This is a genomic window from Corynebacterium sp. ACRQJ (genome assembly GCF_022346045.1).
GTDB classification, from domain to species: Bacteria; Actinomycetota; Actinomycetes; order Mycobacteriales; family Mycobacteriaceae; genus Corynebacterium; species Corynebacterium evansiae.
Genome location: NZ_JAKRMT010000006.1, coordinates 93250 through 118382, shown reverse-complemented (window position 1 = coordinate 118382; position 25133 = coordinate 93250). Strand labels below are relative to the sequence as shown.

The following is a 25133-nucleotide window of genomic DNA, read 5'->3' as shown; positions in this document are numbered from 1 at the left end:
CGCACCTACAACATCGGTAGGCTGGATCTAGTACGAATAAACCTATAAAAAAGGAGTGACCATGGTTCAGCGTGTAGGTGTTATCGGTGCAGGTCTAATGGGATCCGGCATCGCAGAGGTCGCCGCCAAGGCCGGCAGCGACGTGCTGGTTTGGGAGGCCAAGCAGGAGTTCGCCGATGCGGGTAAGGCTCGCATCGAGAAGTCCCTGGAGAAGGCCGTCAGCCGCGGCAAGCTGTCCGAGGAGGACCGCGACGCAGCTCTGGGTCGACTGACCTTCACCACCAAGCTCGAGGACTTCGCGGACCGCGAGCTGGTCATGGAGGCCATCATCGAGAACGAGGACATCAAGAAGGACGTCTTCGCCAAGCTGGACGAGATCGTCGAGGACAAGAAGGCGCCGCTGTGCTCTAACACGTCCTCCCTGCCGATCCAGACCATCGCCAGCGCCACCAAGAACCCGGGCCGTGTGCTGGGTCTGCACTTCTTCAACCCCGTTCCGGTTCTGCCGCTGGTGGAGGTCATCCCGGCGCTGACCACCGACGAGGACGTCGTTGAGGTGGCTCAGACCTACGCCACCGAGAAGCTGGGCAAGCAGGCCATCCGCGCGAAGGACCGCTCCGGCTTCATCGTGAACTTCCTGCTGGTGCCGTACATGCTCTCCGCTGTGCGCATGGTGGAAAACGGCGTGGCAACCCCGGAGGACATCGATACTGGCATGAAGCTGGGCGCTAACCACCCGATGGGCCCGCTGACTCTGGCCGACATGGTTGGCCTGGATACCTGTGCCTTCATTGCAGACGTGATGTACAAGGAGTTCGGCGACCCGAGCTACGCCTGCCCGCCGCTGCTGCGCCGTATGGTTACCGCAGGTCACACCGGACGCAAGTCCGGCAAGGGCTTTTACGAGTACAATTAAACCCACGACACTCGCTAGACGAAAGGAAGGTCAATATATGTCCATCGACGATCTGAAGAACAAGGCAGAGGGCGCCGCAGGCCAGGCCAAGGAGGCCGCCGGCGAGGCTACCAACAACCAGGATCTGGCCAACGAGGGTCGCGCAGACCAGACCAAGTCTGACATCAAGGACAAGGCCAACGAGCTGAAGGACAAGGCTTCCGACGCTGTAAACAAGGTTCTGGGCGACGCTCAGAAGTAAAGCTCAGAAGTAAAACTGAGAGCGAGAAAGTCCCGGCTGAAAAACTTCAGCCGGGACTTTTGCTATTGCCGGGGTGTTCCCAGGGCCGGAGCTCGAGGAACGCCCCGGCGCGCTGGCGCGTGCCGGAGCCTTACAGCGCCTGGTCGACGACCGCTGCCGCGCGGTCGACGATCTCCAGTGCCCAGTTCAGCTGCTCCTCGGTGGTGATCAGTGGCGGGGCGAAGTGTAGGCGGTGGCCGGAAACCATCGGCCAGATGCCGGCCTTCTTCAGCTCGGCGCCGAACGCACCCATGGCCTCGCCACCCATCGGGGTCTTAGCCTCCTGGTCGCTGACGAACTCGATGGCCCAGAAGAAGCCCTTGCCGCGGACGTTGCCCACGCTCGGGTGGTTCTCCGCGATCTTCTCCATAGCCGGGGCGATAACGCGCTCGCCCAGCTCGGCAACCTTCTCGAAGGTGTTCTCCTCGCGGTAGACCCTCTGCGCAGCCAGGCCGGGGGCGGCCGCCAGCGGGTGGCCGGAGTAGGTCAGGCCGCCCGGGTAAGGCTTGTCGGCGAAGCGCTGGTAGACGGCCTCGTTCATCATCACGCCACCCAGCGGCGCCATGCCGGAGTTCACGCCCTTGGCGAAGGTAACCAGGTCCGGCTGCAGATCCTTGCCGCCGTGCTCGTAGGCGAACATCTTGCCGGTACGGCCGAAGCCCACCATGACCTCATCTGCGATGTACAGCGCGCCGTGGCGGTCGCAGATCTCGCGCACGCCCTGCAGGAAGCCCTCCGGCGGGACGATGATGCCGCTGGAGCCCACGACGGACTCGATCAGCACGGCGGCCACGTTGTCCTCGTACACCAGGGTTTCCTCCAGCGACTGCAGAGCGCGGGCGCACTCTTCCTCCTGCGTGGAGGAGTAGAAGGCGCTGCGGTACAGGAACGGGCCCCAGAAGTGCTTCACGTCGCCGTCGGTGGTGGGGTTGCCGTGGCGGCGAGCCTCACCGGTGGCCATGATCGCGGAGCCGGTAGCGCCGTGGTAGCTGCGGTAGGCAGTCAGGATCTTGGACTTGCCGGTGGTCAGGCGCGCCATGCGGATGGCGTGCTCGATAGCGTCCGCGCCGCCGTTGGTGAAGAAGATGTGGGAGAAGTCGCCCTGCGCCTGCTCCACGATCTCCTTAGCCAGCTCGCTGCGCACATCGTTGGAGAACGCGGGGTTCTGGTTGGTGATGCGGGTGGCCTGCTGCTGAATTGCCTCTACCAGCTTCGGGTGGGCGTGGCCCAGGTTGGCGCTGACCAGCTGGCTGCCCAGATCCAGGTAGCCGTTGCCCTGGTAATCGTAGATCCACACGCCCTCCGCGTGGCTGAGCGGCTGCGGATTGATCTTATCCTGCGCCGACCAGCTGTGGAATACGTAGTTGCTGTCGTTGTCGCGTACCTGCTGCTCTGCGGTCTTTGCTTCTTCGGTACCGACGCCAACTTTCGCGCCGTCGAAGGTAGTGAACTCGGTGATGTTAGGGGGTAATTCAGTCATTCCCCCAGGCTACTCCTGTGTGTCGGCATCGGCAGCGGAGGTGCTGTCTAAGACTGTTCCCGGGTGACCTGCTCCGTAAAGCTTTCGTCGTAATCTTCGCGGTAATCCTCGCCGTAGTCTTCGTCGTCTTCAGCGCCTGGTTCGGCGAAGCCGAAGCGCTTCAGGCGCGCCCGATCGGCGGCGGAGGAGGAGCTGGTCAGTTGCAGCAGTTCGTTGTATATGCCGCCGCTGGTCGCCAGCTCCGCCGGGGATCCGACCTCGCAGACGTGCCCCTTGTCCAGGGTGACGATCTTGTCCACGTCGGCGATGGTGGACAGGCGGTGGGCGATGACGATGGTGGTGCGGCCCACCATCAGCTCGTTTAGGCCGGCCTGCACCACGCGCTCGGCCTTGGTATCCAGCGCGGAGGTGGCTTCGTCCAGGATCAGCACGGGAGCGTCCTTCAGCATCGCGCGGGCCACGGCGATGCGCTGCTTCTGCCCGCCGGAAAGGCGCAGGCCGCGCTCGCCGATCAGCGTGTCGTAGCCGTCCTTGAAGTGCATGATGAAGTCGTGGGCGAAGGCGCGCTTGGCCACCGCCACGATCTCCTCGTCGGTTGCGTCGGGCTTGGCGTAGGCGATGTTTTCCCGCACAGTGCCGGAGAACAGGGCGGGTTCCTGGAACACCACGCCGACGGAGCTGCGCAGCTCCGCAGCCGTCATGTCCGCCACGTCCTTGCCGCAGACCTTAAGCTGGCCCTCGGTGGGGCGGTACAGGCCCAGCAGCAGGTTCACCAGGGTGGACTTGCCGCCGCCGGATTCGCCGACTAGCGCCACCTGGTCGCCCTTGGCCGCCTGGAAGGTGACTTCGTGGATGACGGGCTCGCCCTTGAGGTACTCGAAGCTCACGTGGTCGAAGTCGATCACCGGCCCGGTTTCCGGGGCGGACAGCTGTGGGCGCACGGCCTGGTCCACGTCCTCTTGGGATACCAGCATCGGCCCACCTGGGCGGGCGGCCTCCAGCAGGGGAGCGGTGGCCGATGGCTCCTCCAGCTCCTCCATGGTCTCGAAGTACTCGCGGGAGCCCGCGGCGGCGCGCTGGGCGGTATCCACCATCCAGCTCATCATGCCGGCCGGCTGGCGGGCCATCACCACGTACTGCAGCAGTAGAACCATGTCGCCGAGCGTGAAGTCGCCGTGCAGGGTGCGCCAGAACAGCATCAGGTAGATGGCGAAGAAGATGATGTTCATCCCGCCCATGCGCAGGACGTCCATGAAGTGCCACCAGCGGGACTGCTCGCGCGTCAGTTGGATCGTGTCTGCAAAGTGCTTCTGGAACAGTCGCAGTTCGCGCAGCTCCGAGACGAAGGACTTCACGACCTTCACCTGGCCAATGACCTCCGCAAAGCGCCCCTGGGCGACGTCGATGTGCTCATTCTTTTCCTTCTCCCACACCATCCACTTCTTGGAGGTCAGCATGGTCAGGTACAGGTACATCGGGAAGATGATGGCCAGCAGTAGCGCCAGCGGCCAGTAGTAGATCGCCGTGATGACCAGGATCATCACCACGGTGATCAGCATGGAGAAAAAGTTGTTGGCGAAGGACTTGATGAAGTCCGTCAGCCCCAGGATGGAGCGGTCCAACCGGGAAATGATGGTGCCGGTGACCTGCTTGTCGTAATAGCCCTGTGGGAGGGCCAGCAGTTTGGCGTAATAGCGGTTGGAAAGGATCTGGCGCATCCGCATCGCCATCACGTCGCCGAACCAACCGCCGATGTTGCGGATGATGGTGTTCGCCAGCTCCACCGCCAGCAGCCCGACCGCGAGCCAGATGACGGTCTTCGTAGCGTTTTCAATGGCGGTGTCGGAAGCACCACCACCGCCGACGGTGTCCACGATCGTGTCGGTGGCCAACTTCACCAGGAAGGGAGTAGCCAGTGCCAGCCCCGCGGTGACGAGGCTGGTGATCATCACAATGATGTAGAACGGCCACAGTTCCTTGGTGGAACGCAGGATACGGCTAAAGGCATTAATCACACCTAGCCAAGTTAATTGTTCACGTGCGCCTTAGCGAATTCCGCGATGCGGTCCAGGGCCTCGTTGAGGATCTCCCGGGACGTTCCGAAGTTGATGCGCACATGCCCCGCACCCTGGGCGCCGAACATGGTGCCCTCGTTGAAGGCCACACGGGCGCCTTCCAGCAGCTTCTGGCCCGGCTTCTCCTCCAACCCCGGAACCTCGCTGAGGTCTACCCACAGCAGGAAGCTGGCCTCGGGGCGGATGAACTTCGCGCCGGGCAGCACCTCCGGCAGGCGGCGTTCGAGCAGGTCCAGGTTGCCCTGTAGGTACTCCAGCTCGCTGTCCAGCCAGGCCTCGCCGTCCGTGTAGGCGGCCTCGGCGGCGACCTGTCCCAGCGTGGAGGCAGATCCGGTGCGCAGCGGGCTGACCTTCGCCATGGCTGCGCGGTCGTCCGGGTTGGTGAAGATCATCTGCGCGCAGTGCAGGCCTGCGGTGTTCCAGCCCTTCGAGGTGGCCAGCACTGTCACGGTCACCCGCGCAGCGGTCTCGCTGAGCGTGGCCAGGGGAGTGTGCTTGTGCGGCGCGTAGACCACCGGCGCGTGGATCTCGTCGGAGATCAGGCGCACGTTGTACTTGTCAGCCAGTTCCACCAGCTTGGCCAGCTCTTCGGGGCGCCATGCGCGACCCAGCGGGTTGTACGGGTTGCAGACGATCATCGCGCCCACGCCCGCCGGGTTGTCGGTGCTGGCGAAGGCGGCCTCTAGGGCCGCGTAGTCGAAGGCCCACTCTTCGGCGCCATCCTTTTCCACCTTGGTCATCTCCACCTCGGCCTTCGGGCGCTTGACTGCGCTCGGAACGTCGAAGAACGGGTGGTAGCTCGGTACGGGGACGATCACGTCGGAGCCCTGGGGCGTCAATTCGTCGATGGCCGAGGCCACGCCCTTAACTACGTCCGGCACGAGCCGCACCCACTTCGGGTCGATCTGCCAGCCGAAACGGCGATCCAGGAAGCCGGCCAGCGCCTTCTCCACCGAGCCGTTGCGGCGCTCGTAGCCGAAGTATTCGTGGTCCACGCCCGCCTGGATGGCCTGCTTGACGGCGGGGCAGGTGTCGAAGTCGGTTTCGGCGACCCAGAGGGGCAGCACGTCTTCGTCATAGACGGTCCACTTCATCGTCCCGCGGGCGCGCAGCGTGGCGAGGTCGGGGACAGATACGGCGGAATCCTGCGGACGTGTGGCCCGGGTGTTCTGGGTGGCCTGGGAGTTCTGGGGGCTGTTGTTTTGGGTGGTTGCGTTCATAGCCTCCCACCCTAGCACTATAGACCGAGCTGTCTAGTAGCCGTCTAGAAACGGCCTATTGCGGGCGCTGAACTAGCCCAGATTGAGCCCTAACGGCTCGGGTACAGCTCCGGATAATCCTCCCGAATCTGCTGGTAGGCATCTTCCGCCACCTCGCGGGTCACCTCACCTCGCGCGGATGCGTCCGTGTCGAAACGCCGCACCATACGTCGCGAACCATAGGGTGGCCACTCCGGATCTTCCCCGCGGGCGAAACGCGAGACGATCCCGTGAAACTCCGTCGCCAGCGGCTGCAAGCGCTCAGCCGCGGACTCGCCGCAGAAATACTTCACTGTTTTGGGCGCGACCGTGAGGGCGTCAAAAACCAAAGGCAGATCCGCGCAGTGCCAGGCCGATTGGCTCCCGTGAAACTCATAGGCCCAGCTCGTATCGCGTTTCTCCTCCATGATCGCCACGGCCCAGCGTTTGATGGCCGAATCACCGATGGCCATTCCTATCGGGTTTTCTGACGCCCACCGCACCCGCGCCCCCAGCTTCCGTTCCGCGTACCACCCCAGCGCCTTGGCCGGTTGCCGAACCAGCGGGTTCTTGGAGCTCAAGCGCTTGTCGATGGCGCGGGCGAAGGGCATCTGTGTGAACTCCTCGCGCAGGGTACCGATCAGCAGCGGCACGTCGCGCATCTCGCTGGGCCGGAAAGGATACGGCCCCACGGCGCAGTCCGTGCTGTAGAAGCGGGCGTAGCGCCGATAGGCGCGCTGCAGCTGTTCGGGGGAGAGGCTGTCCAGGTGCTTGCTGGTCAGCGGGCCGCCGAGGACCGCGCGGGCAACATGCTCGCGGCTCGGCCAGCCCTCGCGCGGGAACCCGGGGCTCAAGATCACGGCGCGGTGCACCAAGCCTTCGGTGCGCGGATTGCACAGCGTCCAGGCCGTCAGCGCGCCGCCGGCGGACTGACCCATCAGCGTGACTTGCTCCGGATCTCCGCCAAAAGCCGCGATGTTGTCCCGCACCCAGCGCAGGGCGGCCACAATATCCTCGGCGCCGCGGAAGTACTCCGGCTCGGTGTTCGGATCGGCCGAAGCGTCCACGTCGGCGGGGTGATCCTCGTCCAGCAGAGGCAGGAAGCCCTCCAGGCGGTAGCGGTAGTTCAGTGAAACGTAAACGAAACCCTCCTCGGCGAAGCGGACACCCTGGTACCAGAGTTCGTCGGCGAAGCCTTCCTCATAGCGACCACCGTGGATGAACACGATTACAGGTGCCCCAGACTTGGTGCTGGCTGTGGGGATGGAGCCAGATCCAGACTTGGCCTTGGGATGGAAGTCAGACTCGATGATGGAAGGGGGTGCGTCGACCGGGCAGGTGATGGATAGGGATTGGCGGTGGGTGGCGGTAGAGGGGTCGCCGAAGAAGAATCTAAAAGGGACGGCAGGGGAAGGAGGGGCGAAGCGTTCGCCCGAGGCGTAGGGGATGGACTCGAAGCGGAGGACGGAACCGCGGAGGAAGCCACGACTGCGACCCTGATTGATGGCCACATCAACGTAGTCCTTGGCCTCAGGGATAGAGTAGGGGATCATGGATTACCTCCAAAACGCTTCCGAACTGCCTTATGAACTGCCCGACTTCGCGGCTGTCGACCTTGCCGAGCTGGTGCCCGCCTTCCGCACCGCTCTGGTGGATCACGCCGCGCAGATCGCGGCGATCGCGAACAACCCTGAGTCTCCCACCTGGGAAAATACCGCCGAGGCGTGGGAAGAATCGGGGCAGATGCTGCAGCGCGTGCTGGCCATTGTTTTTAATTATACGGGCGCAAATGCCACCGATCAGGTGCGCGAGATCGAGGCGACCATCAGCCCAGAGCTGGCGCGGCACTTCAGCGAAATCTGGCTGAACCGGAGGCTGTGGGAGCGCATCTGCGCCCTGCCCGAGCAGCCGGAAGGCAGCGAGGAGGAGGCCCTGCTGCGGGAGCTGAAGAAGAGCTTCATTCGCGGCGGCGCGGAGCTGGACGATGCACAGCGGGCAAGCCTGCGCGACATCGACGCCCAGCTGGCCGAGCTGACCACCGCCTTCGGGGCGCAGCTGCAGACCGCCACCGAGGACGCGGCGGTGCTGCTGACCGACGAGGCCGAGGTCGCGGGGCTGAGCGCGGCGGACAAGGAGTACTTCGCCAAGGCCGCCATCGAACGTGGGGAGGAAGGCTGGCTGATTCGCCTGGGCCTGCCGAGCATCCAGCCGGTGCTGGAGTCCCTGGAGAACCCGGCTGCGCGCGCGAAGGTGCACGAGGCATCGCTGAACCGCGCGACCGGCAGCAACGAGGCCACGCTGCTGCAGATCGTGCGCCTGCGCGCCCAGCGCGCCGAGCTGCTGGGCTTTGCCAATCACGCCGAGTTCGTCGCCGCCGCCGAGACCGCCGGTAGCCTCGCGGCGGTCGAGGATCTGCTGAATCAGGTGACGCCCGCCGCCGTGGCGAACGCGCACGGAGAGTACAAGCGGGCGCTGGACAAAATGGCCGTGAGCGGCACATCGAGCGCAGCGGACGCAGCGGACACAGCGGGTACAGCGGGGCTGAGCGGTGCCGACTGGCCCTACTGGGATGCCCAGCTGCGTGCTGAAGAGCTGGACGTCGACGAAGCCGAGCTGAAGAAGTACTTCCCGCTGGAACAGGTGATGGTCGACGGTGCCTTCTTTGCCGCCAAGCGCCTCTACGGCATCGACCTGCGGGAACGCACCGACCTAGCCGGCTACGCGCCGGGCGTGCGGGTATGGGAAGTCACTGAGGGGGAAGAGTCGCCCGTCGGCATCGGCCTGCTGCTGACCGACATGTACGCCCGCCCCACCAAGCGCGGCGGCGCGTGGATGAACTCCTTCGTCGAGCAATCCAACCTGCTGGGCAAGGCGCCTGTGGTAGTCAACGTCATGAACATCGCCGAACCCGCCGAAGGCGAGCAGGCGCTGCTGACCCTCGACGAGGTGCAGACCGTCTTCCACGAGTTCGGCCACGCCCTGCACGGCCTGCTCTCCGACGTGCGCTATCCCACGCTGTCTGGCACCAACGTGCCCCGCGACTTCGTGGAATTCCCCAGCCAGATCAACGAAAACTGGGCCCTGGAGCCCGCCGTGCTGCGCAACTACGCCCGCCACGTGGAGACCGGGGAAGTCATCAGCGGCGAGTTCGTCGACGCGATCCGCGCCCAGGCGAAGTGGGGCCAGGGGCTGGCCACCACCGAGTTCCTGGCCGCCTGTTGGCTGGACCTGGCCTGGCACAAGCTCTCCGCCGCGGAGGCGGAGAAGCTCGCCGCCACCGACGATGCCGCCGCCCAGGTGGAATCCTTCGAGGCCGAAGCCCTGGAGCGCGCCGGGTTGGACGTCAACGGTGCCCTCGCCCCGCGCTACCGCTCGGCTTACTTCAACCACATCTTCGCCGGTGGTTACTCCGCCGACTACTGGAGCTACCTGTGGGCGGAGGTGCTGGACGCCGACGGTTTCCAAGCCTTCGTCGATACCGGCGCTGCAGTGGGGGAGTCTGGGGAGTCTAATGACGACGCCGCCGACCTCGACGACGATGATGTCCGCTTCGCGGGCGAGCGTTTCCGCCGCATCATCCTCTCCCGCGGCGCTAGCATCGACTTCGAAGACGCATTCTGGATGTTCCGCGGCCAGCAGCGCAACGTGCAGCCGCTACTTGACCGCCGCGGGCTGAGCCAGGGGTAGGCGTCAAGAAAAATACAGAAGACCAACAGAGAAACAGGGAATCAGAAAGGGTGAGCGCCACCAATGATGGAATGGCTGATCAACGCGCCGGTGTGGATCCAAACCCCGCTGGTGTTCCTCGCCCTATTCGTGGTTTGCACCGTGTTGGCCTTAGTATGGCAGGTGATTGCGCTGCGGATTTTCCCCGCCAGCGCGGAGGAACAGCGCGTGCACGGGGCGCTTTCGCTGCACGAGATGTTCGCGAGCCGCAGCTCGGTGCCGTTAGACGGCGACGCTAAGCGCAGCGCCGGAGACGACCAGAAGCGCTAAGACGGACCAGAAGTGGTCAGAAACAGAGACAGAAGAGACGGAGAGGACTAGCAGCCGATGAAACACCACTCCAAGGTGCGCCAGGCGTTGGCCCTGCTGCTGGTTCTGCTGCTCGTGGCCTGGCTGGCCACCAGCGTCTTCTAGCCCAGCGCGCTCCCAGCGAGCGCGCTGCTAGCCCTCGCCGCGGGTGGCGGCCAGCACGTCGCGAGCCAGTGGCATGTTCGCCAGATCCTCCACCAGCACTGGGTTGCCCGCGCCGTCACACAGCGGTACGCGCCAGTTCGGGTACAGGTCCTGCGTGGTGCCCGGCTGGTTCTGCGCCCGCAGGTCTCCCACCAGATCCACCAGCGCGGCGCAGCGTAGCAGCGACGGTGTCTGCGCAATGTAGCGGTGCATGGCGCGCAGGATGTACGAGACATCCGGGCGGCGCTCGCGCCCGTGCCGCGGATTGTCCAGTTCCTGGCGCAGGTCGTTAAGGAAGTAGCCCTCGCAGTCCATTCCGCGGAAGCCACCGTGGCGGGCGATGGTGCCCAGCACGTCGACCTGCCAGTTGGCATCCTCGGCGAACTCGTCGTCCGAGCTGCGGGTCAGCACTCCCAGCTCCTCGCGCAGGTCGATGTGCCCGCCGCGCAGGTAGCTGGCGGTCGGGGGCAGGTCGTGTGTGGTCACGGAGGTCAGGCAGGTACGGCGGTAGGCCTCCGGCGGTTTCGCCCCGTTGGCGTCGCCCTCAAACCACACGATCGAGGTCCCCATTACGCCGCGGCTGGCCAGGTAATCCTGCACCCACGGCTCGAAGGTGCCCAGGTCCTCGCCGACCACTACGGCACCGGCGCGGTGAGCCTCCAGCACTAGCGCACCGACCAGCGCCTCGTGGTCGTAGGTGACGTACGTGCCCAGGGTGGGGGATTCCATGCGCGGTATCCACCACAGGCGGAACAGCCCCAGCACGTGGTCGATGCGGATGCCGCCGGCGGTGCGCAGGATCGTTCGCAGCATGTCGCGCCACGGACGGTAGCCTTCTTCGGCCAGCTTCCAGGGGTGCCACGGCGGCTGCGACCAGTCCTGGCCCTGCTGGTTGTAGCCATCCGGCGGGGCGCCCACGCTGGCTCCGGGAGCCAGCACGTCGGCCAGAGTCTGCGCGTCTGCGCCGCCGGGGTGCACGCCCACGGCCAGGTCGGCCATCAGTCCGATACTCATGTGTTCGGTTAGGGTGTTCTGCGCATGCAGTTCCTGCTCCTGGCAAACCATCTGCATCCAGGCGTAAAAGTCGCTGGTCAGCGCCGGATCGTTGGCTGCGCGCTCGCACCATTCGGTGAAGCCCACCAGCCCCTCGCCCTCGCGCTCGCGGAAGGCACGCAGCTGCTCCGCGCGCTCGTCGCCGATCCCTGCGGCGTACAGCAGGTGTAGGGCCTTGATTTTGGACGCCACCACGGGGTCCCGCTCCAACAGGTCAGCCGTGTGATTGCGCTTCTTCAGCGGGGCGGCGAGCTGCTCGATCTCCGCGTGCAGCTCGGGGTGTGCGGCGTACTCAGGAGTGTTCTCCACCCGGATGTAGATGGGGTTGGTGTACCGGCGGGTGGTCGGCAGGTAGGGGGAATCCTCCACCGGGGGAGCGGCCTCCGCTGCGTGCATGGGGTTTACCAGCACGAAGTCCGCCCCGCCGAGTTTCTGGAGGGAGTCGCTCAAGACCTCGAGGGTGCCGTAGTCGCCGATGCCCCAAGCGTCGCGGTCGCGCAGGGAGTACAGCTGCGCCATTACTCCGGTGCGCGGGGCATCCGGTAGTTCCAGGGCTTGGGGGGAAACCAGCAGGGTAGAAGTAGCCTCCGTGGAATCGGCACGGGCCTCGAGCTGGTGCCAGCCCGCGGGCAGTGCGGGAAGCTGGAATGTGGCGGTGCCGAAAGTGGTGGCGGCGGCTTCAGCGCCGACGGTGATGGGATCGACCCATTCATTGAGCTGTTCGAGGGGGATGGTCTCGCCGTCTTCGGTGCGGACTTGCACCTGCAGGGATTCGCCGTCGATGCAGTGGACATGCAAGGTGCGGGGGCGGTCGGCGATGGCGGTGACGGTGGGAGGCAGCATGCGGCTATAGCGGGCGCGTAGCAGGTCCTCGATGGCCGCCTGTGCAATCTCTTCGGTGAGGGCGTCGGGGTCCTCGGGCAGATCCAGACCCAGCTCGCGGAGTGCGAAGAGCACGGTGCTGCTTTGGACCTCTACCCTTTGGCCGTTCTGGCCGGTGTACCAGGTGGCCACGCCGCACTCGGTGGCCAATTCGTTGAGGATTGCATTGACATCGGAGGCATTTGCGCCGCCGGATTCCACAGAGCTAGTCACAACTGCCATTGTGCAGGGCACCGGGCGCATCTTCCACTTTTCCAGCCTTTTGCAAAAAAGGGGCGAGCGGGACAGCGGGGAGATAGTGGGGAGAAGGCCGCAGCAGCGGGTGTGGGGAATTTTGCCGAAGGTTCGACGTGATTCACGCCACTCATATATGGTTGTAGAAGTATAAGTCACGTTGAGGCTGCGGGCGCAACGACCGAAATTGCGCCCGTTATTCACGTAAAAACCCAGGTCAGGCAACTGTCAGGACATGAACAAAGGGAGCAGCATGACGGAGTACACCTCTGAAGCCCTATACACGATCGACGAGCACGAGACCTGCCTAACGGCAGTCCGTGACCTCGGCGCCGAATCCCCAGACGGGGTGCTGTTTAAGCGTCCGAAGAACTTCGACTGGGTGGACGTCACCGTCTCCCAGTTCCTGGACGACGTTTACGCAGTAGCCAAGGGCCTGGTTGCCAACGGTATCGAGCAGGGCGACCGCGTGGTCATCATGTCCGACACTCGCTACGAGTGGACTGTGCTGGACTACGGCATCTGGGCTGCCGGCGGCATCACCGTGCCGATCTACCCATCCTCCTCCACCTCCCAGTGTGAGTGGATCGTGGGCAACTCCGGCGCGAAGCTGGCCATCGCTGAAAAGTCCGGCCACACCACCCGCCTGAAGACCTTTGTGAAGGAAGGCGACCGCCCGGAGGGCGATAACTCCGCGCACCTCAAGCGCGTGCTGGAGATCAACAGCGGTGCCATTGACATCCTGGTTAACGACGGCCAGGAAGCTGGCATCGGGCAGGACGTCCTGGAAGAGCGCATCGCCAACACCCGCCACGATGACGTTGCCTCCATCGTTTACACCTCCGGCACCACCGGCCGTCCAAAGGGCTGCAAGCTGACCCACCACAATTGGCTGGCTGAGGCCCGTGCCATCCTGACCCACCCGGTCGGCCGCGCCGCTGCTTTCGGTTACCGCAAGCTGACGTTCCTGCCGCTGGCGCACGTGTTCTCCCGCGCGATGGCTCACGCTGCCACCGTCGGTGGCGCTACCCAGACCCACTGGAGCGACATGAGCACCCTGGTTGCTGAGTTCCAGCGCACCAAGCCGAACCTGATCTGCTCTGTTCCGCGCATCTTTGAGAAGGTTCACGCGGGTGTGAAGTCCAAGGCCACGGAGGGCGGTGGCGTCAAGGCCAAGATCTTCAACTTCGCAGAGCGCGCCGCAGTCGACTACTCGAAGGCTCTCGATACCGACGAGGGGCCATCGCTGAAGCAGAAGATCGACCGCGCCATCGGTGACAAGCTGGTCTACTCCAAGGTGCGCGAGGCTATGGGTGGCGAGCTGGATTACGCGATCTCCGGCGGTTCCGCACTGAACCCGGAGCTCATGCACTTCTTCCGTGGCGTGGGTGTGACTCTGTACGAGGGTTACGGCCTGACCGAGTGCACCGCCGCAGCCTGCACTAACTTCGCCCCGGACAACATTATCGGCACCGTCGGCCGCCCGCTGGGTGGCATCACCGTCAAGATCGCCGATGACGGCGAGATCCTGCTGAAGGGCGACATGGTCTTCGCCGGCTACTGGGAGAACGAGGAAGCTACTGCGGAATCCTTCACTGAGGACGGCTTCTACCGTACGGGCGACCTGGGCAAGTTGTTGCCCACCGGCCACCTGAAGATCACTGGCCGCAAGAAGGAAATCATCGTCACCGCCGGTGGTAAGAACGTGTCGCCTGGCCCGATGGAGGACATCCTGCGCTCCGCTCCTCTGATCTCCCAGGCCATGGTCGTTGGAGACGATCAGAAGTTCGTCGGCGCCTTGATCTCCCTGGACGAGGAGGCTGCCAAGAAGTGGAAGGAGAACAACGGCATCGCCGAGAATGTTTCCATCCGCGAGCTGGCGAAAAACCCGGTCCTGCGCTCCGAGATTCAGGATGCGATCAACGAGGCCAACGCCACGGTCTCCCACGCTGAGGGCATCAAGAAGTTCCGTATCGTCCACCGCGACTTCACTGAGGAGAACGACGAGGTTACCCCGTCGCTGAAGCTGAAGCGCTTCGTCGTGGCGAAGAACTTCGCCGACGATATCGCCTGGATCTACAACTCAAAGTAAGTTAAGAAATCCGCTCCGCGACACCGGCCACGCCTCCGCGCGTGACCGGTGTTCTTGTTTTAGAGTTGTCTGCGGTATCAACCAACACATGGGCTGTGACGGGCCCAGGGGAGAGGAGAACGCGTGCACTACGATGCTGCCCTGCGCGTTCGCGAGCTCACCCAAAATATCTACGACATCGGCGACGAGATCGCCGATTACATCAACCACGTCTCTCAGGCCATCGCTGATTGGGATGCCGACCTGGTGGAAGACTGCCTGCTGGAGCTGGCGGAAATCGTCGCGGAAGGCCGCGCTGAGGTGCGCCCCGGCCTGTCTGAGCTCAACGGTCTGCGCCAGGCTTTCGTCTCCGGCGTGCGCGCCGGAAGCATGTCGGGCGTGACTCCCTCGCGCACCCCTCGCGCCCTCGGCGGCAGCGTTGCGCGCGGCAGCGACTACCCGCACCCCGGCCGCACCTTGAGCTTTATGCACAGGAAGCCCGGTGCGTCCGCTCGCCGTTCTCTTTCTGACGCCACCACCCCAACCGCCGTCGGCACCAGCGACCCGCGCAGTGCCCGTGGCGCGGAGTTCGCTGATACTTCCGCCGAGCACGCGCCGGCGACGATGGCCTCCACGGCCTCCTGGCGCATGTGGCTGCGCGAGCAGGCCGAGCGTATCCGCGCGGACCTGCGCGAGGTGGAGGACTGGGTGATCAACCAGACGCAGTGCGCCCTGGAATCCCAGTCCGTGCTGCTGCCGCAGGCATACGTGAAGGCCGAGCAGCGCGCCATCGAGCTGGTGGGCCACTGGCGGGAGGTTATCGCCCGCCAACCGGAGCTGGCCGCGGGCATGCGTGGTGAGGCACCGCCGGAGTTCCTGGCAGAGCGCGCCCGGGTGGAGGAGATCGTCGGCCGCCTGCAGCGACGCAAGCGCGGCACTGCTGTCTAGTGCCAGTACTGCCAGCACTACTAGTACTATGCACGTAGTATGCATGGCCTTTATATCCACGTTCCCTTTTGCTCCACCCGCTGTGGCTACTGCGATTTCAACACCTACACCCCGCAGGAGCTCAGCGCGGCCGACGGCGGCGCTGCAGAGGGCAACACCATCCCCGGCTACCTGGATGCCCTGGAACGCGAGCTAGAGGTCGCAGCCGAGGTGTGGGATTACCCCGGCGAGGTGCAGACCGTCTTCTTCGGCGGTGGCACGCCCTCCATGCTGGGCCACGAGGGGCTGGCCCGGGCGCTGAACGCTGCGCGTCGCACCGTGGGGATCGCAGCCGATGCAGAGGTCACCACCGAGGCGAACCCGGAGTCCACCAGCCCGGAGTTCTTCGCAGGCCTGCGCGAGGCGGGTTTTAACCGCATCTCCTTAGGCATGCAGTCCGCGATGGGGCACGTGCTGAAGGTGCTGGAGCGCCAGCACACCCCGGGCCGCCCGATCGAGGCCACCCGCGAGGCCAAGCGGGCCGGTTTTGAGCACATCAACCTGGATGTCATCTACGGCACTCCCACCGAGACCGATGACGACCTGCGGCGCACCCTCGATGCGGTACTGGAGGCGGACGTCGACCACGTCTCCGCCTACTCCCTGATCGTCGAGGACGGTACGGCCATGGCACGCAAGGTGCGACGCGGGGAGCTGCCCGCCCCGGACGAGGACACTCTGGCGGATCGTTATGACGCCATCGACGCCCGCCTGCGCCAGGCCGGTTTTCGCTGGTACGAGGTCTCTAACTGGGCCAAACCCGGCGGCGAATGCCAGCACAACCTGATCTATTGGCGCTCCGGGCAGTGGTGGGGCGCAGGCCCCGGCGCCCACGGATGCGTACGGCTGCGCGGGGAAGGCCACAGCGAATCAGGCCTGGTGAGGCTGGTGAATGCGAAGCGTCCAAGGACCTATTGGAATGGTCTGCTGGGGGAGGCCGAAGGGGCGTCAATAGGAAAGGACGGCCTACCCGTGCCAGGGTCGGTGGTGACGACCGAGCGCTTAAGCAACGACGACCTGCGCACAGAACAGGTGATGCTGCGGCTGCGGCTGGCCGAGGGGCTGGACCTGGCGGAGCTGGCGGGCGGAAGCGACGGCGCGAACAGTGCTAATACCGTCCGGAACGCCGAGCTGGGGCAGGTGATCGAGCGTTACACAGGCCTGGGGCTGCTGGATAAACGCGGCGAGCGCCTAAGATTGACGGATAAAGGGCGCTACCTGGCCGACGGGATCGTCACGGACATCGTGTTGGCGCTCGGGCTTTAAGGGCCAATCGAGAGCTAATTGAGGCTAATCGGACTCACGCGAGGAGTGAAGGATTTGTCGAGCGGAACTGAACACAGAAGGAACCAGGTGCTGCGGGCGATCGTCAGTGATTTCATCGCCTCGCACGAACCGGTGGGCTCGAAGATGCTGGTGGATAAACACCAGCTGGGCGTTTCCTCCGCGACGATCCGCAACGACATGGCGGTGCTGGAAGCCGAGGGGTACATCACCCAACAGCACGCCTCCTCCGGGCGCATCCCCACGGTGAAGGGCTACCGCCGCTTCGTGGACGGCATCCACGAGGTCAAGCCGCTGAGCACCCCGGAGCGCCGCGCGATTCTGGACTTCCTGGAACACGGCGTGGACCTAGAGGACGTGCTGCGCCGCAGCGTGCAGCTGCTATCCCAGCTGACCCGCCAGGTGGCCGTGGTGCAGATGCCGGACCTGCGGCGCGGGCGGGTGAAGCACTGCGAGCTGGTGAAGTTGGGCAGCCACCGCATCCTGCTGGTGCTGATCACCGACACCGGGCGCGTGGACCAGCGCAACGTGGATCTAGGCCAGCCGATCAGCGACGACGACCTGCCGCGGCTGCGCGACCTGGTGAATTCCGCGATGGTGGGGCGCACCCTGGACGACGCATGCACGAACATCGCCGCCCTGGCCAACGAGGCCAAGGGCAACAGTATGCCCGAGGAACTGCGCGACGTGGCACTCGTGGTGACGACCGTGCTGGTGGAGACTCTGCTGGAGCGCCCGAACGACCGGCTGATCCTGGCGGGCACGCCCAATCTGATGCGCACCAGCGAACTCAGCCCCGTGGTGGAGGCCCTGGAAGAGCAGGTGGTGGTGCTGAAGCTGCTGAATAGCGTGCGCGACCTGCAGGTGCAGGTGAGCATCGGCGAGGAGAACGAAGACGAGGAGCTGCGCGGCGCATCCGTCGTATCCACCGGCTACGGCAACGCCAACGCGGTGCTCGGCGGAATGGGAGTGGTGGGGCCAACCCACCTGGACTACTCCGGCACCATTTCCTCTGTGACCGCCGTGGCGCACTATGTCTCGCGGATTTTGAGCGAAGAGTAGGAATAGTAGGATAGTGCAGTTGGTTAAGCACTAAAGACTGCAAGCAACTCAAGATAGACGTGAAAAGGACCCGCTGAACGTGGCTCGAGACTATTACGGAATCCTCGGTGTGGATCGCGACGCTACGGACGCCGAAATTAAGAAGGCGTACCGCCGCCTGGCGCGCAAGTACCACCCGGACGTCAACCCTTCCGAGGAGGCTGCGGAGAAGTTCCGCGAAGCCTCCCTGGCCCAGGAGGTGCTGACGGACCCGCAGAAGCGCCAGATCGTGGACGCTGGTGGCGACCCGGAGGAGCAGGGCTTCGGCCAGCCGGGAGCCGGTGGATTCGGAGGCTTCTCCGGCGGCGGCCTGGGCGACATCTTCGACGCATTCTTCGGCGGTGGCGGCGGGGCACGCGGCCCGCGCGAGTCCCGCGTGCGCCGCGGCAACGATGCGCTGGTGCACCTGGAGGCCACGCTGGAGGAGGTCTACGCGGGCATCGACCGCGAGATCACCGTGGAAACCGCCGTGCTGTGCGACGTGTGCGACGGCTCGGGCTCGGCCTCCAAGGCCGCGCCGGTGACCTGCCCGACCTGTCAGGGCGCGGGCGAAGTCATGGAGTTGCAGAATTCCATGCTGGGCCGCGTGCAGGTGCGCCGCGCCTGCCACCGCTGTGCGGGCACCGGCGAGGTTATCGAGGACCCGTGTGAGAACTGCGCGGGCGACGGGCGCGTGCGCGACCGCCAGACCCTCAAGGTTTCCATTCCCGCCGGCATTTCCGACGGCATGCGCCTGCGCATGAGCGGCAAGGGCGAGGTCGGCCCGGGCGGCGGCCCGGCTGGCGACCTGTACGTGGAGGTGCACACCACCGAGCACCCGTACTTCATCCGCGAGTCCGACGACCTGCACGTGAACCTGCAGGTGCCGGCGGTAGACGCGGCCCTGGGTACCTCCGTGGAGGTCAAGCTGCTGGACGATTCCATCGCCACCGTGGACATCGCGCCGGGCACCCAGCCGGATGCCACCATTCGCCTGTCCGAAAAGGGCATGCCGCACCTGCGCCGCGAGGGCCACGGTTCCCTGATCGCCCACGTGGAGGTCATGATCCCCACCGACCTCAACCACAAGCAGCGCGACCTGCTGGAGAAGCTGCGAGAGGCCAGCTCCCAGAACGCGGGCGTGGCCTCGAAGGACGAGTCCCACAGCGGCTTCTTCTCCCGCCTGCGCTCGAAGTTTGGCCGCTAACCCATGACGGATCCGGTGTTCATCCACCCCATCCCCGAGCCGGTCGCCGTCGGGGATCGTTTCCGCCTGACCGGCGCGGAGGCCAAGCACGCCTCCGTCAAGCGCCTCGAGGTGGGCGAGGGGTTGGTCGTCACCGATGGCGCTGCGCGCGCCGTGCAAGGTTCTTTTCTTGGTGACGCCACCGTGGAGGTCGCCGACATTCTCGAGCTACCCACCCCGAACCCTCGGGTGACGGTGGTGCAGGCGATCCCAAAGTCCGATAGGGCGGAGCTAGCCGTGGATCTGGCGGTGCAGGCGGGCGCAGATCGGATTGTGCCGTGGGCTGCCCGCAGGGCTATCGCTAAGTGGGATGGCAAGGAGGCCAAGGCGCACGCGAAGTGGGAGAACGCCGCCCGGGCGGCCGCCAAGCAGTCCCGGCGTTTACAGATCCCGGAGGTTACCCAGCTGGTGCGTAGCCCGCAGGAGCTGGCGCGGGTGCTGGGGCTGGGGGAGGCCGGCACCGCTGCGAGCGGCACCGGCGCCGTCCGCGTGCTGGTGCTGCACGAGGAGGCCACCGAGCCGCTGCCCGCGGTCGTCACTGCGGCAGTAGGCAGTGCCAGCGCCGCAGCCAGTGACGCGGCCAGTGACGCGGGCGCCACCGAGATCGCCCTTGTCGTCGGCCCCGAGGGCGGTATCAGCCCGGAGGAACTCGCCGAGTTCGAGCAGCTGGGAGCCACCCCCGTCCGCCTGGGGCCGGAGGTTTTGCGCACCGCCACAGCCGCCGCTGTTGCGCTGGGAGCCATCGGCGCTGTCACGGACCGTTGGCGGTAGGATCGGTACACATGACGTCACCCAACTCCGCTAGGTCACCGCGCCCCCGCGTAGCCAGCTCTACCGTGGAGCTCGACCCGGAATCGGTTCTGGCCGTCGCCGGCCCGGCAGATGAGAACCTGCGGGTGCTGGAGCACGCCTTCGATGCGGACATCCTGACCCGCGGCAACCGCGTGACGATCCGCGGCGAGGCCTCTGAGGTCTCCCAGGCGCGCCGGGTGTTGCAGGAGATGATTAACCTGGTCAGCCGCGGCCATGCGGTGGATCCGGCCGCCACGAAGCGCGCGATCACCCTGGTGGAGGAGCAAGCCCCGGCGCTGGTTTCCAGCAGCGATTCCGCACCCATCGTCTCCTACCGTGGCAAGACGGTACGCCCGAAGACGCCTGGCCAGCAGGAGTACGTGGAGGCCATCGACGAGGACGCGATCGTATTCGGCATCGGCCCGGCCGGTACGGGTAAGACGTATCTAGCGATGGCCAAGGCCGTGCAGGCCCTGCAGGCCAAGGACGTCAATCGCATCATCCTTACCCGCCCGGCAGTGGAGGCGGGGGAGAAGCTGGGCTTTCTGCCCGGCACGCTCAGCGACAAGATCGACCCCTACTTGCGCCCGCTGCACGATGCGCTGCGGGAGATGGTGGATCCGGAGACGATTCCCCGGCTGATGGATACCGGCGTGATCGAGGTCGCGCCTCTGGCCTACATGCGCGGCCGCACGCTTAATGATTCCTTCGTGGTGCTGGACGAGGCGCAGAACACCACCCCGGCGCAGATGAAGATGTTCCTCACCCGCCTGGGCTTTGGCTCCAAGATGGTGGTCACCGGCGACCTGAGCCAGGTGGATCTGCCGAACCGTCAGGAGTCCGGCCTGAAGGTTGCCCGTCAGGTTCTGCAGGGCGTGGATGGCGTGTCGATCATCAACTTGGATTCCGACGACGTGGTGCGCCACCGGCTGGTCTCCAAGATCGTGGAGGCCTATGGCACCTACGAGCTGGACAATGAAATCTAACGGAAATCTAGCGGAAATCTAGCGGCAAGCACGAACTACCAAAGGCAAGCACCCAATGAGCATCGAAGTTTTTAACGAATCCGGCCGCGGCGAGGTCAACGAGGAAGAGTTGATCGACGTCGCCCGCTACGCCCTGTGGACCCTCGACGTCCACCCGGCCGCCGAACTATCTATCCACATTGTGGACCTGGAAACCATCGAGGACCTGCACGTTAGGTGGATGGATCTGCCCGGCCCTACCGATGTGATGAGCTTTCCTATGGACGAATTGACGCCAGGTTGGGGCCGCAAGGATGCGGCGGAGCCCTCCCCGGCGATGCTGGGTGACATCATGCTGTGCCCCGACTTTGCCGAAGGGCAGGCGACCCGTGCGGGCCACTCCCTGGCTCACGAGCTCGACCTGCTGACCGTCCACGGGGTGCTGCACCTGCTGGGCTTCGACCACGTCACCCCGGAGGACGAGCAGAAGATGTTCGCCCTGCAGAATGAGATCCTGGCGAACTGGTACGACTCCCAGGAGGAGCGCGGCGTGAGCTTCGCCCCGAAGCCAACCGGCGCCGGGGCCTTCCCCAGCGCCGCGGACCGCGACGATACCCAGAACTAGAACCCACTAGACCCCACTCAAACTCAGGAAGACCTAGAAGCTTCGAAAGATGACGATCGACATCCCCTTATCCATCCCGTTCGCGATCCTTGCGCTCTTCCTCGGAGGTGTGCTGTCGCTGGTGGAAACGGCAGTGTCCTCGCTCTCCGCGGCGCGGGTGGAGAACCTGGTGAAGGAGGATCGCCCGGGCGCGGCCCGGCTGGAGCGGGTGCTCGAGGGGCGGGCTGGCCACATTAACCTGTTGGTGCTGCTCCGCACCATCTGCGAGGTCTCCGGCGCGGTGCTGGCCGCCGCCGCGTGTGTGGAGCTGATGGGCTCGCGCGGCTGGGCTTTCGCCACCGCCATCGTGATCGTCACGCTGCTGACATTCATCCTGATCGGCGTGCTCTCCCGCACGCTCGGCCGGCAGAACCCGTACACCATTAGCCTGGCGACTGCCCCGATCCTGCTGGGCCTATCCAAGCTACTGGGCCCCATCGCCAAGCTGCTGGTCGGCGCGGGTAACGTGCTGACCCCCGGCCGGGGTTTCCGCAACGGCCCCTTTGCCTCCGAAATCGAGCTGCGCGAGATGGTGGACATCGCCTCCGAACGCGGCGTGGTGGAGATGGACGAGCGCCGGATGATCCAATCCGTATTCGACCTTGCCAACACCTCGGCGCGCTCCGTGATGGTGCCGCGGCCAGAGATGGTGTGGATCGAGGCCGACAAGACCGCCGGCCAAGCCACCAGCCTGTGTGTGCGCACCGGTCTTTCCCGCCTGCCCGTGGTGGGCGATGACGTGGACGACATTGTGGGCGTCATTTACCTCAAAGACCTCATCGCAGAGACCTATCACATGACCGACGGCGGCAGCTCCATCCGCGTGCGCGACTGCATGCGGCCTGCCGTGTTCGCGCCGGACTCGAAGAAGCTGGACGACCTGCTGGAGGACATGCAGCGCGACCAGATCCACATCGCCATGCTCATCGACGAATACGGTGCCGTGGCGGGGTTGATCTCTATTGAGGACATCCTGGAGGAGATCGTCGGCGAGATCACCGACGAATACGATACGTCGGAGCAAGCGCCGATCGAGCCGCTGGAGGACGGCAGCTACCGGGTGCAGGCGCGCCTGTCGCTGGAGGAACTCGAGGAGCTTTTCGAGGACGTAGAATTCAGCGAGGCGCAGCACGAGGAAGTGGATACCGTCTACGGCCTTGGGGCCTTCGAACTGGGCAGGGTGCCGATCCCGGGCGCGGAGATTTCCACAGCCGGTCTGCATGTCCGTTACGAGGGCGGGCGCGACCGCCGTGGGCGCGTGAAGATCCGTACCGCCGTGGTGACCCGCGAGCAGCAGCCTGAAGGCACTGGTGATGCCAGCCGCGATGGTGAGGCGGCGGAACAAGATAAAGCCGCTGGCAATAAAGAACAGCAATAAGGGATACTTGATGACCATGAACGATCCTTATATCCCCGAAGACCCCTTCGACCCGGGCGCGGGAATGCCCGAAGGGGCGGGCGTGGCGCCCGAAGAGATGGAAGTGCCGGAGGAATACCGCGCACCCGAGGGCTTCCGCTCCGGGTTCGTCAGCTTTGTCGGCCGCCCCAACACCGGCAAGTCCACCCTGACGAACGCGCTGGTGGGGGAGAAGATCGCGATCACCGCCGACCAGCCGGAAACCACGCGCCACCCGATCCGCGGCATCGTCCACCGCGAGGACTCGCAGATCATCCTGGTGGACACTCCCGGACTGCACCGGCCCCGCACGCTGCTCGGCGAGCGGCTAAACGAGGTGGTGAAGGAAACGTACTCGGATGTGGACGTCATCGCCATGTGCGTGCCCGCGGACGAGAAGATCGGCCCGGGGGATCGCTGGATTGTGGACGCCGTGCGTTCTGTCGCCCCGAAGACTCCGCTGATCGGTGTGGTGACGAAGCTGGACAAGGTCTCCAAGGACCAGGTCGGCGCGCAACTGCTGGCGCTACACGAACTGCTGGATGGGGCGGACGTGGTGCCGGTTTCCTCCACCAAGCAAGTGCAGCTGGACGTGCTGCTGGACGTGCTACGCGACCAGCTTCCGGAGGGGCCGAAGTTCTACCCGGACGACCACGTGACCGACGACGACCGCGATACCCGCATGGCCGAGCTGATCCGCGAAGCCGCGCTGGAAGGACTGCACGACGAGCTGCCGCACTCCGTGGCCGTGCAGATCGAGGAGGTTGTGCCGAACCCGCAGCGCGAGGGCGTGTTGGACGTGCACGCGGTGATCTACGTGGAGCGCGAAGGCCAGAAGGCGATCCTGCGGGGCAAGGACGGTCGGCGCCTGTCGCGCATCGTCCACCGCTCGCGGCTGGAGATCGTGAAGATGCTGGACCAGAACATCTATCTGGACGTGCACATTAAGGTGGCGAAGAACTGGCAGTCGGACCCGAAGCAGCTGGGACGGATGGGGTTCTAGCGGCTTGGTCTTGACCTGGGACTGAACTGGGTTTGACCGATTTTTTGGTGCTGAGCCGGTGCACGGAAGTGAAGTGCGATAGGTTGGTCTAGACCTTGATCTTGTACATTCGTGGCGCATGGCGCGCCCCTAACCAGGCGCACGGTCTGCGCCGCTAGGAAGGGCAACTAGTGACAACTCCGTCTAACCCCTACGGTTCCGATGATTCCGGCAAGCACTCGGCGGACGGTGCTGGCGATAACGGCGGTCTGAACAACGGTTCCGGACAGGACCAGACGCAGGACTACTCCCAGGGCTTCGGCCAGTACGGTCAGGACCAGCAGGGCCAGTACGGTCAGGACCAGCAGGGCCAGTACGGTTCCTACGGCCAGGATCAGTTCGGCCAGCAGGACCAGTACTCCCAGCCGAGCTCCTACGGCCAGCCGGGTCAGTACGACACGAACCAGTTCGACCAGAACCAGTTCGGCCAGCAGGAGCCTTGGGGCCAGCAGAACCAGCCGCAGGGTGCGGCCGGTTTCCAGGCTTACCCGAACCAGCAGATGGCGAACACGACGGGCACCGACAACGACGGTTTCTTCGCTGCCCTGTTCGACTTCAGCTTTAACCGCTACGTCACCCCGTCGGTGGTGAAGGTGCTGTACATCCTGCTGATGATCGTCGTCGGCCTCGTCGTACTGCTGGCGATCATCGGCCTGCTTGCGGCGATGGCGCAGGACGCTTCCGCAATCATCCTGGCGCTCATCGGCATCCCGCTGGTGCTCCTCGGTGCCGCGGCGTGGCTGGCGGTCTACCGCGTTGGTCTGGAGGTCGCTGTGTCCATCATCCGCACCGCGCAGTCGGTGCAGTCCATCGACGAGCGACAGGCGCGTAACTCGACCAACGGGAGCTAGCCGATGGGAAACGAATCTTTTCTTTCCGGGCTCTTCGACGTTAACTTTGAGAAGTACACGACCCGTTCTTTCCTGCGAGTGCTTTACATCCTCGCCACGATCGTGATCGGTCTGTACCTGCTGTTCTCTTTGATCGGAACCTGGACCAATAGTTCCTTCCTCGAGTTCTCTGCCTATGGGTCCTACTCCGATCAAGGCCAGGCCTATGCGAAGGTGGATTTGAGCGGCGGGGATTCCGTGGGAGCCAAGCTGATTTCCTCCGTGGTTTCGATCTTCCAGTCGATCGTTAACCTGGCGGTCGTCCGTATTGTCCTGGAGGTCTTCGCGGCGCTGACCAGTACTTCCGCCGCGTGGGCTCGCATCAAGCAGCGGGGTATGTCCGCCTAGCTTGTCTAAGCCCGATCACTTTGCAGCAAGC

At 64.9% G+C, this 25133-nt stretch carries 21 protein-coding genes; 16 read left to right on the top strand and 5 right to left on the bottom strand.

All coding sequences use genetic code 11. The features are described from left to right. The first annotated feature begins 61 nt into the window (after positions 1-61). Together MHX52_RS05250 and MHX52_RS05245 are read left to right on the top strand one after the other, a co-directional pair. Positions 62-916, top strand: a complete 855-nt coding sequence (locus MHX52_RS05250) for a 3-hydroxybutyryl-CoA dehydrogenase (protein ID WP_011273238.1) — start codon at positions 62-64, stop codon at positions 914-916. Between the two features lie 43 nt (positions 917-959). Then, entirely contained in the window at positions 960-1157 is a 198-nt protein-coding gene (locus tag MHX52_RS05245; RefSeq protein ID WP_192816666.1) for a CsbD family protein, read from the top strand. A 130-nt stretch (positions 1158-1287) separates the two neighbouring features. Here the strand turns inward: MHX52_RS05245 and MHX52_RS05240 are convergent, their stop codons facing one another. From MHX52_RS05240 to MHX52_RS05225, 4 genes are all read right to left on the bottom strand, one after another. Then, entirely contained in the window at positions 1288-2676 is a 1389-nt protein-coding gene (locus MHX52_RS05240) for an aspartate aminotransferase family protein (protein ID WP_239316943.1), read from the bottom strand. Positions 2677-2723: 47 nt separating this feature from the next. Continuing rightward, complete coding sequence (locus MHX52_RS05235; RefSeq protein ID WP_239316941.1) at positions 2724-4691, bottom strand: ABC transporter ATP-binding protein; 1968 nt, start codon at positions 4689-4691, stop codon at positions 2724-2726. Positions 4692-4702: 11 nt separating this feature from the next. Then, the gene (locus tag MHX52_RS05230) at positions 4703-5971 is read right to left on the bottom strand and encodes a MalY/PatB family protein (RefSeq protein ID WP_239316939.1); all 1269 of its coding nucleotides are present in this window, start codon (positions 5969-5971) and stop codon (positions 4703-4705) included. Positions 5972-6060: 89 nt separating this feature from the next. Beyond that, positions 6061-7542 carry a carboxylesterase family protein gene (locus tag MHX52_RS05225; RefSeq protein ID WP_239316937.1) on the bottom strand — a complete coding sequence of 494 codons (1482 nt, stop codon included), beginning with the start codon at positions 7540-7542 and terminating at the stop codon, positions 6061-6063. Here MHX52_RS05225 and MHX52_RS05220 point away from each other — a divergent pair. Next, complete coding sequence (locus MHX52_RS05220; RefSeq protein WP_239316935.1) at positions 7541-9676, top strand: M3 family metallopeptidase; 2136 nt, start codon at positions 7541-7543, stop codon at positions 9674-9676. The genes MHX52_RS05225 and MHX52_RS05220 overlap by 2 nt on opposite strands. Before the next feature lie 63 nt (positions 9677-9739). Then, the gene (locus tag MHX52_RS05215) at positions 9740-9985 is read left to right on the top strand and encodes a hypothetical protein (protein ID WP_049050220.1); all 246 of its coding nucleotides are present in this window, start codon (positions 9740-9742) and stop codon (positions 9983-9985) included. Positions 9986-10156: 171 nt separating this feature from the next. Here the strand turns inward: MHX52_RS05215 and MHX52_RS05210 are convergent, their stop codons facing one another. After that, complete coding sequence (locus tag MHX52_RS05210; RefSeq protein WP_239316933.1) at positions 10157-12325, bottom strand: 4-alpha-glucanotransferase; 2169 nt, start codon at positions 12323-12325, stop codon at positions 10157-10159. A gap of 265 nt (positions 12326-12590) precedes the next feature. Here MHX52_RS05210 and MHX52_RS05205 point away from each other — a divergent pair, with 265 nt between their 5' ends. From MHX52_RS05205 to MHX52_RS05150, 12 genes are all read left to right on the top strand, one after another. Continuing rightward, on the top strand, positions 12591-14429 hold the full coding sequence (locus MHX52_RS05205) for a long-chain fatty acid--CoA ligase (protein ID WP_239316931.1): 1839 nt from the start codon (positions 12591-12593) through the stop codon (positions 14427-14429). Positions 14430-14552: 123 nt separating this feature from the next. Then, entirely contained in the window at positions 14553-15356 is an 804-nt protein-coding gene (locus MHX52_RS05200) for a hypothetical protein (protein ID WP_239316929.1), read from the top strand. Positions 15357-15395: 39 nt separating this feature from the next. Further along, entirely contained in the window at positions 15396-16661 is a 1266-nt protein-coding gene (gene hemW / locus MHX52_RS05195; protein WP_239316927.1) for a radical SAM family heme chaperone HemW, read from the top strand. 54 nt (positions 16662-16715) lie between these two features. Beyond that, positions 16716-17741 (top strand): heat-inducible transcriptional repressor HrcA, encoded by a 1026-nt coding sequence (gene hrcA, locus MHX52_RS05190; protein ID WP_239316925.1) that lies wholly within the window; start codon positions 16716-16718, stop codon positions 17739-17741. 79 nt (positions 17742-17820) lie between these two features. Further along, positions 17821-18966, top strand: a complete 1146-nt coding sequence (gene dnaJ / locus MHX52_RS05185; RefSeq protein WP_011273245.1) for a molecular chaperone DnaJ — start codon at positions 17821-17823, stop codon at positions 18964-18966. Between the two features lie 3 nt (positions 18967-18969). After that, positions 18970-19776, top strand: a complete 807-nt coding sequence (locus MHX52_RS05180; protein ID WP_035005301.1) for a 16S rRNA (uracil(1498)-N(3))-methyltransferase — start codon at positions 18970-18972, stop codon at positions 19774-19776. Positions 19777-19787: 11 nt separating this feature from the next. Continuing rightward, positions 19788-20783, top strand: a complete 996-nt coding sequence (locus MHX52_RS05175) for a PhoH family protein (RefSeq protein ID WP_035005293.1) — start codon at positions 19788-19790, stop codon at positions 20781-20783. Between the two features lie 55 nt (positions 20784-20838). After that, entirely contained in the window at positions 20839-21387 is a 549-nt protein-coding gene (gene ybeY / locus MHX52_RS05170; protein WP_005296353.1) for an rRNA maturation RNase YbeY, read from the top strand. 49 nt (positions 21388-21436) lie between these two features. Beyond that, positions 21437-22804, top strand: coding sequence for a hemolysin family protein (locus MHX52_RS05165; RefSeq protein ID WP_239316923.1), 1368 nt, complete (start codon positions 21437-21439; stop codon positions 22802-22804). Positions 22805-22868: 64 nt separating this feature from the next. Beyond that, the gene (era, locus tag MHX52_RS05160; RefSeq protein WP_192817226.1) at positions 22869-23825 is read left to right on the top strand and encodes a GTPase Era; all 957 of its coding nucleotides are present in this window, start codon (positions 22869-22871) and stop codon (positions 23823-23825) included. Positions 23826-23995: 170 nt separating this feature from the next. Next, positions 23996-24715, top strand: coding sequence for a DUF4282 domain-containing protein (locus MHX52_RS10415; protein ID WP_239316921.1), 720 nt, complete (start codon positions 23996-23998; stop codon positions 24713-24715). A 3-nt stretch (positions 24716-24718) separates the two neighbouring features. After that, positions 24719-25102, top strand: coding sequence for a DUF4282 domain-containing protein (locus tag MHX52_RS05150; RefSeq protein ID WP_035005289.1), 384 nt, complete (start codon positions 24719-24721; stop codon positions 25100-25102). The last annotated feature ends 31 nt before the right edge of the window (positions 25103-25133 follow it).

Excerpts from the sequence above, each read along its gene's own strand:
- MHX52_RS05250 (WP_011273238.1), top strand. The coding sequence starts at position 62 with ATGGTTCAGCGTGTAGGTGTTATCGGTGCAGGTCTAATGGGATCCGGC.
- MHX52_RS05240 (WP_239316943.1), bottom strand. The coding sequence starts at position 2,676 with ATGACTGAATTACCCCCTAACATCACCGAGTTCACTACCTTCGACGGC.
- MHX52_RS05230 (WP_239316939.1), bottom strand. The coding sequence starts at position 5,971 with ATGAACGCAACCACCCAAAACAACAGCCCCCAGAACTCCCAGGCCACC.
- MHX52_RS05220 (WP_239316935.1), top strand. The coding sequence starts at position 7,541 with ATGGATTACCTCCAAAACGCTTCCGAACTGCCTTATGAACTGCCCGAC.
- MHX52_RS05225 (WP_239316937.1), bottom strand. The coding sequence starts at position 7,542 with ATGATCCCCTACTCTATCCCTGAGGCCAAGGACTACGTTGATGTGGCC.
- MHX52_RS05215 (WP_049050220.1), top strand. The coding sequence starts at position 9,740 with ATGATGGAATGGCTGATCAACGCGCCGGTGTGGATCCAAACCCCGCTG.
- MHX52_RS05210 (WP_239316933.1), bottom strand. The coding sequence starts at position 12,325 with ATGGCAGTTGTGACTAGCTCTGTGGAATCCGGCGGCGCAAATGCCTCC.
- MHX52_RS05205 (WP_239316931.1), top strand. The coding sequence starts at position 12,591 with ATGACGGAGTACACCTCTGAAGCCCTATACACGATCGACGAGCACGAG.
- hemW (WP_239316927.1), top strand. The coding sequence starts at position 15,396 with ATGCATGGCCTTTATATCCACGTTCCCTTTTGCTCCACCCGCTGTGGC.
- MHX52_RS05180 (WP_035005301.1), top strand. The coding sequence starts at position 18,970 with ATGACGGATCCGGTGTTCATCCACCCCATCCCCGAGCCGGTCGCCGTC.
- MHX52_RS05175 (WP_035005293.1), top strand. The coding sequence starts at position 19,788 with ATGACGTCACCCAACTCCGCTAGGTCACCGCGCCCCCGCGTAGCCAGC.
- ybeY (WP_005296353.1), top strand. The coding sequence starts at position 20,839 with ATGAGCATCGAAGTTTTTAACGAATCCGGCCGCGGCGAGGTCAACGAG.
- MHX52_RS05165 (WP_239316923.1), top strand. The coding sequence starts at position 21,437 with ATGACGATCGACATCCCCTTATCCATCCCGTTCGCGATCCTTGCGCTC.
- era (WP_192817226.1), top strand. The coding sequence starts at position 22,869 with ATGCCCGAAGGGGCGGGCGTGGCGCCCGAAGAGATGGAAGTGCCGGAG.
- MHX52_RS05150 (WP_035005289.1), top strand. The coding sequence starts at position 24,719 with ATGGGAAACGAATCTTTTCTTTCCGGGCTCTTCGACGTTAACTTTGAG.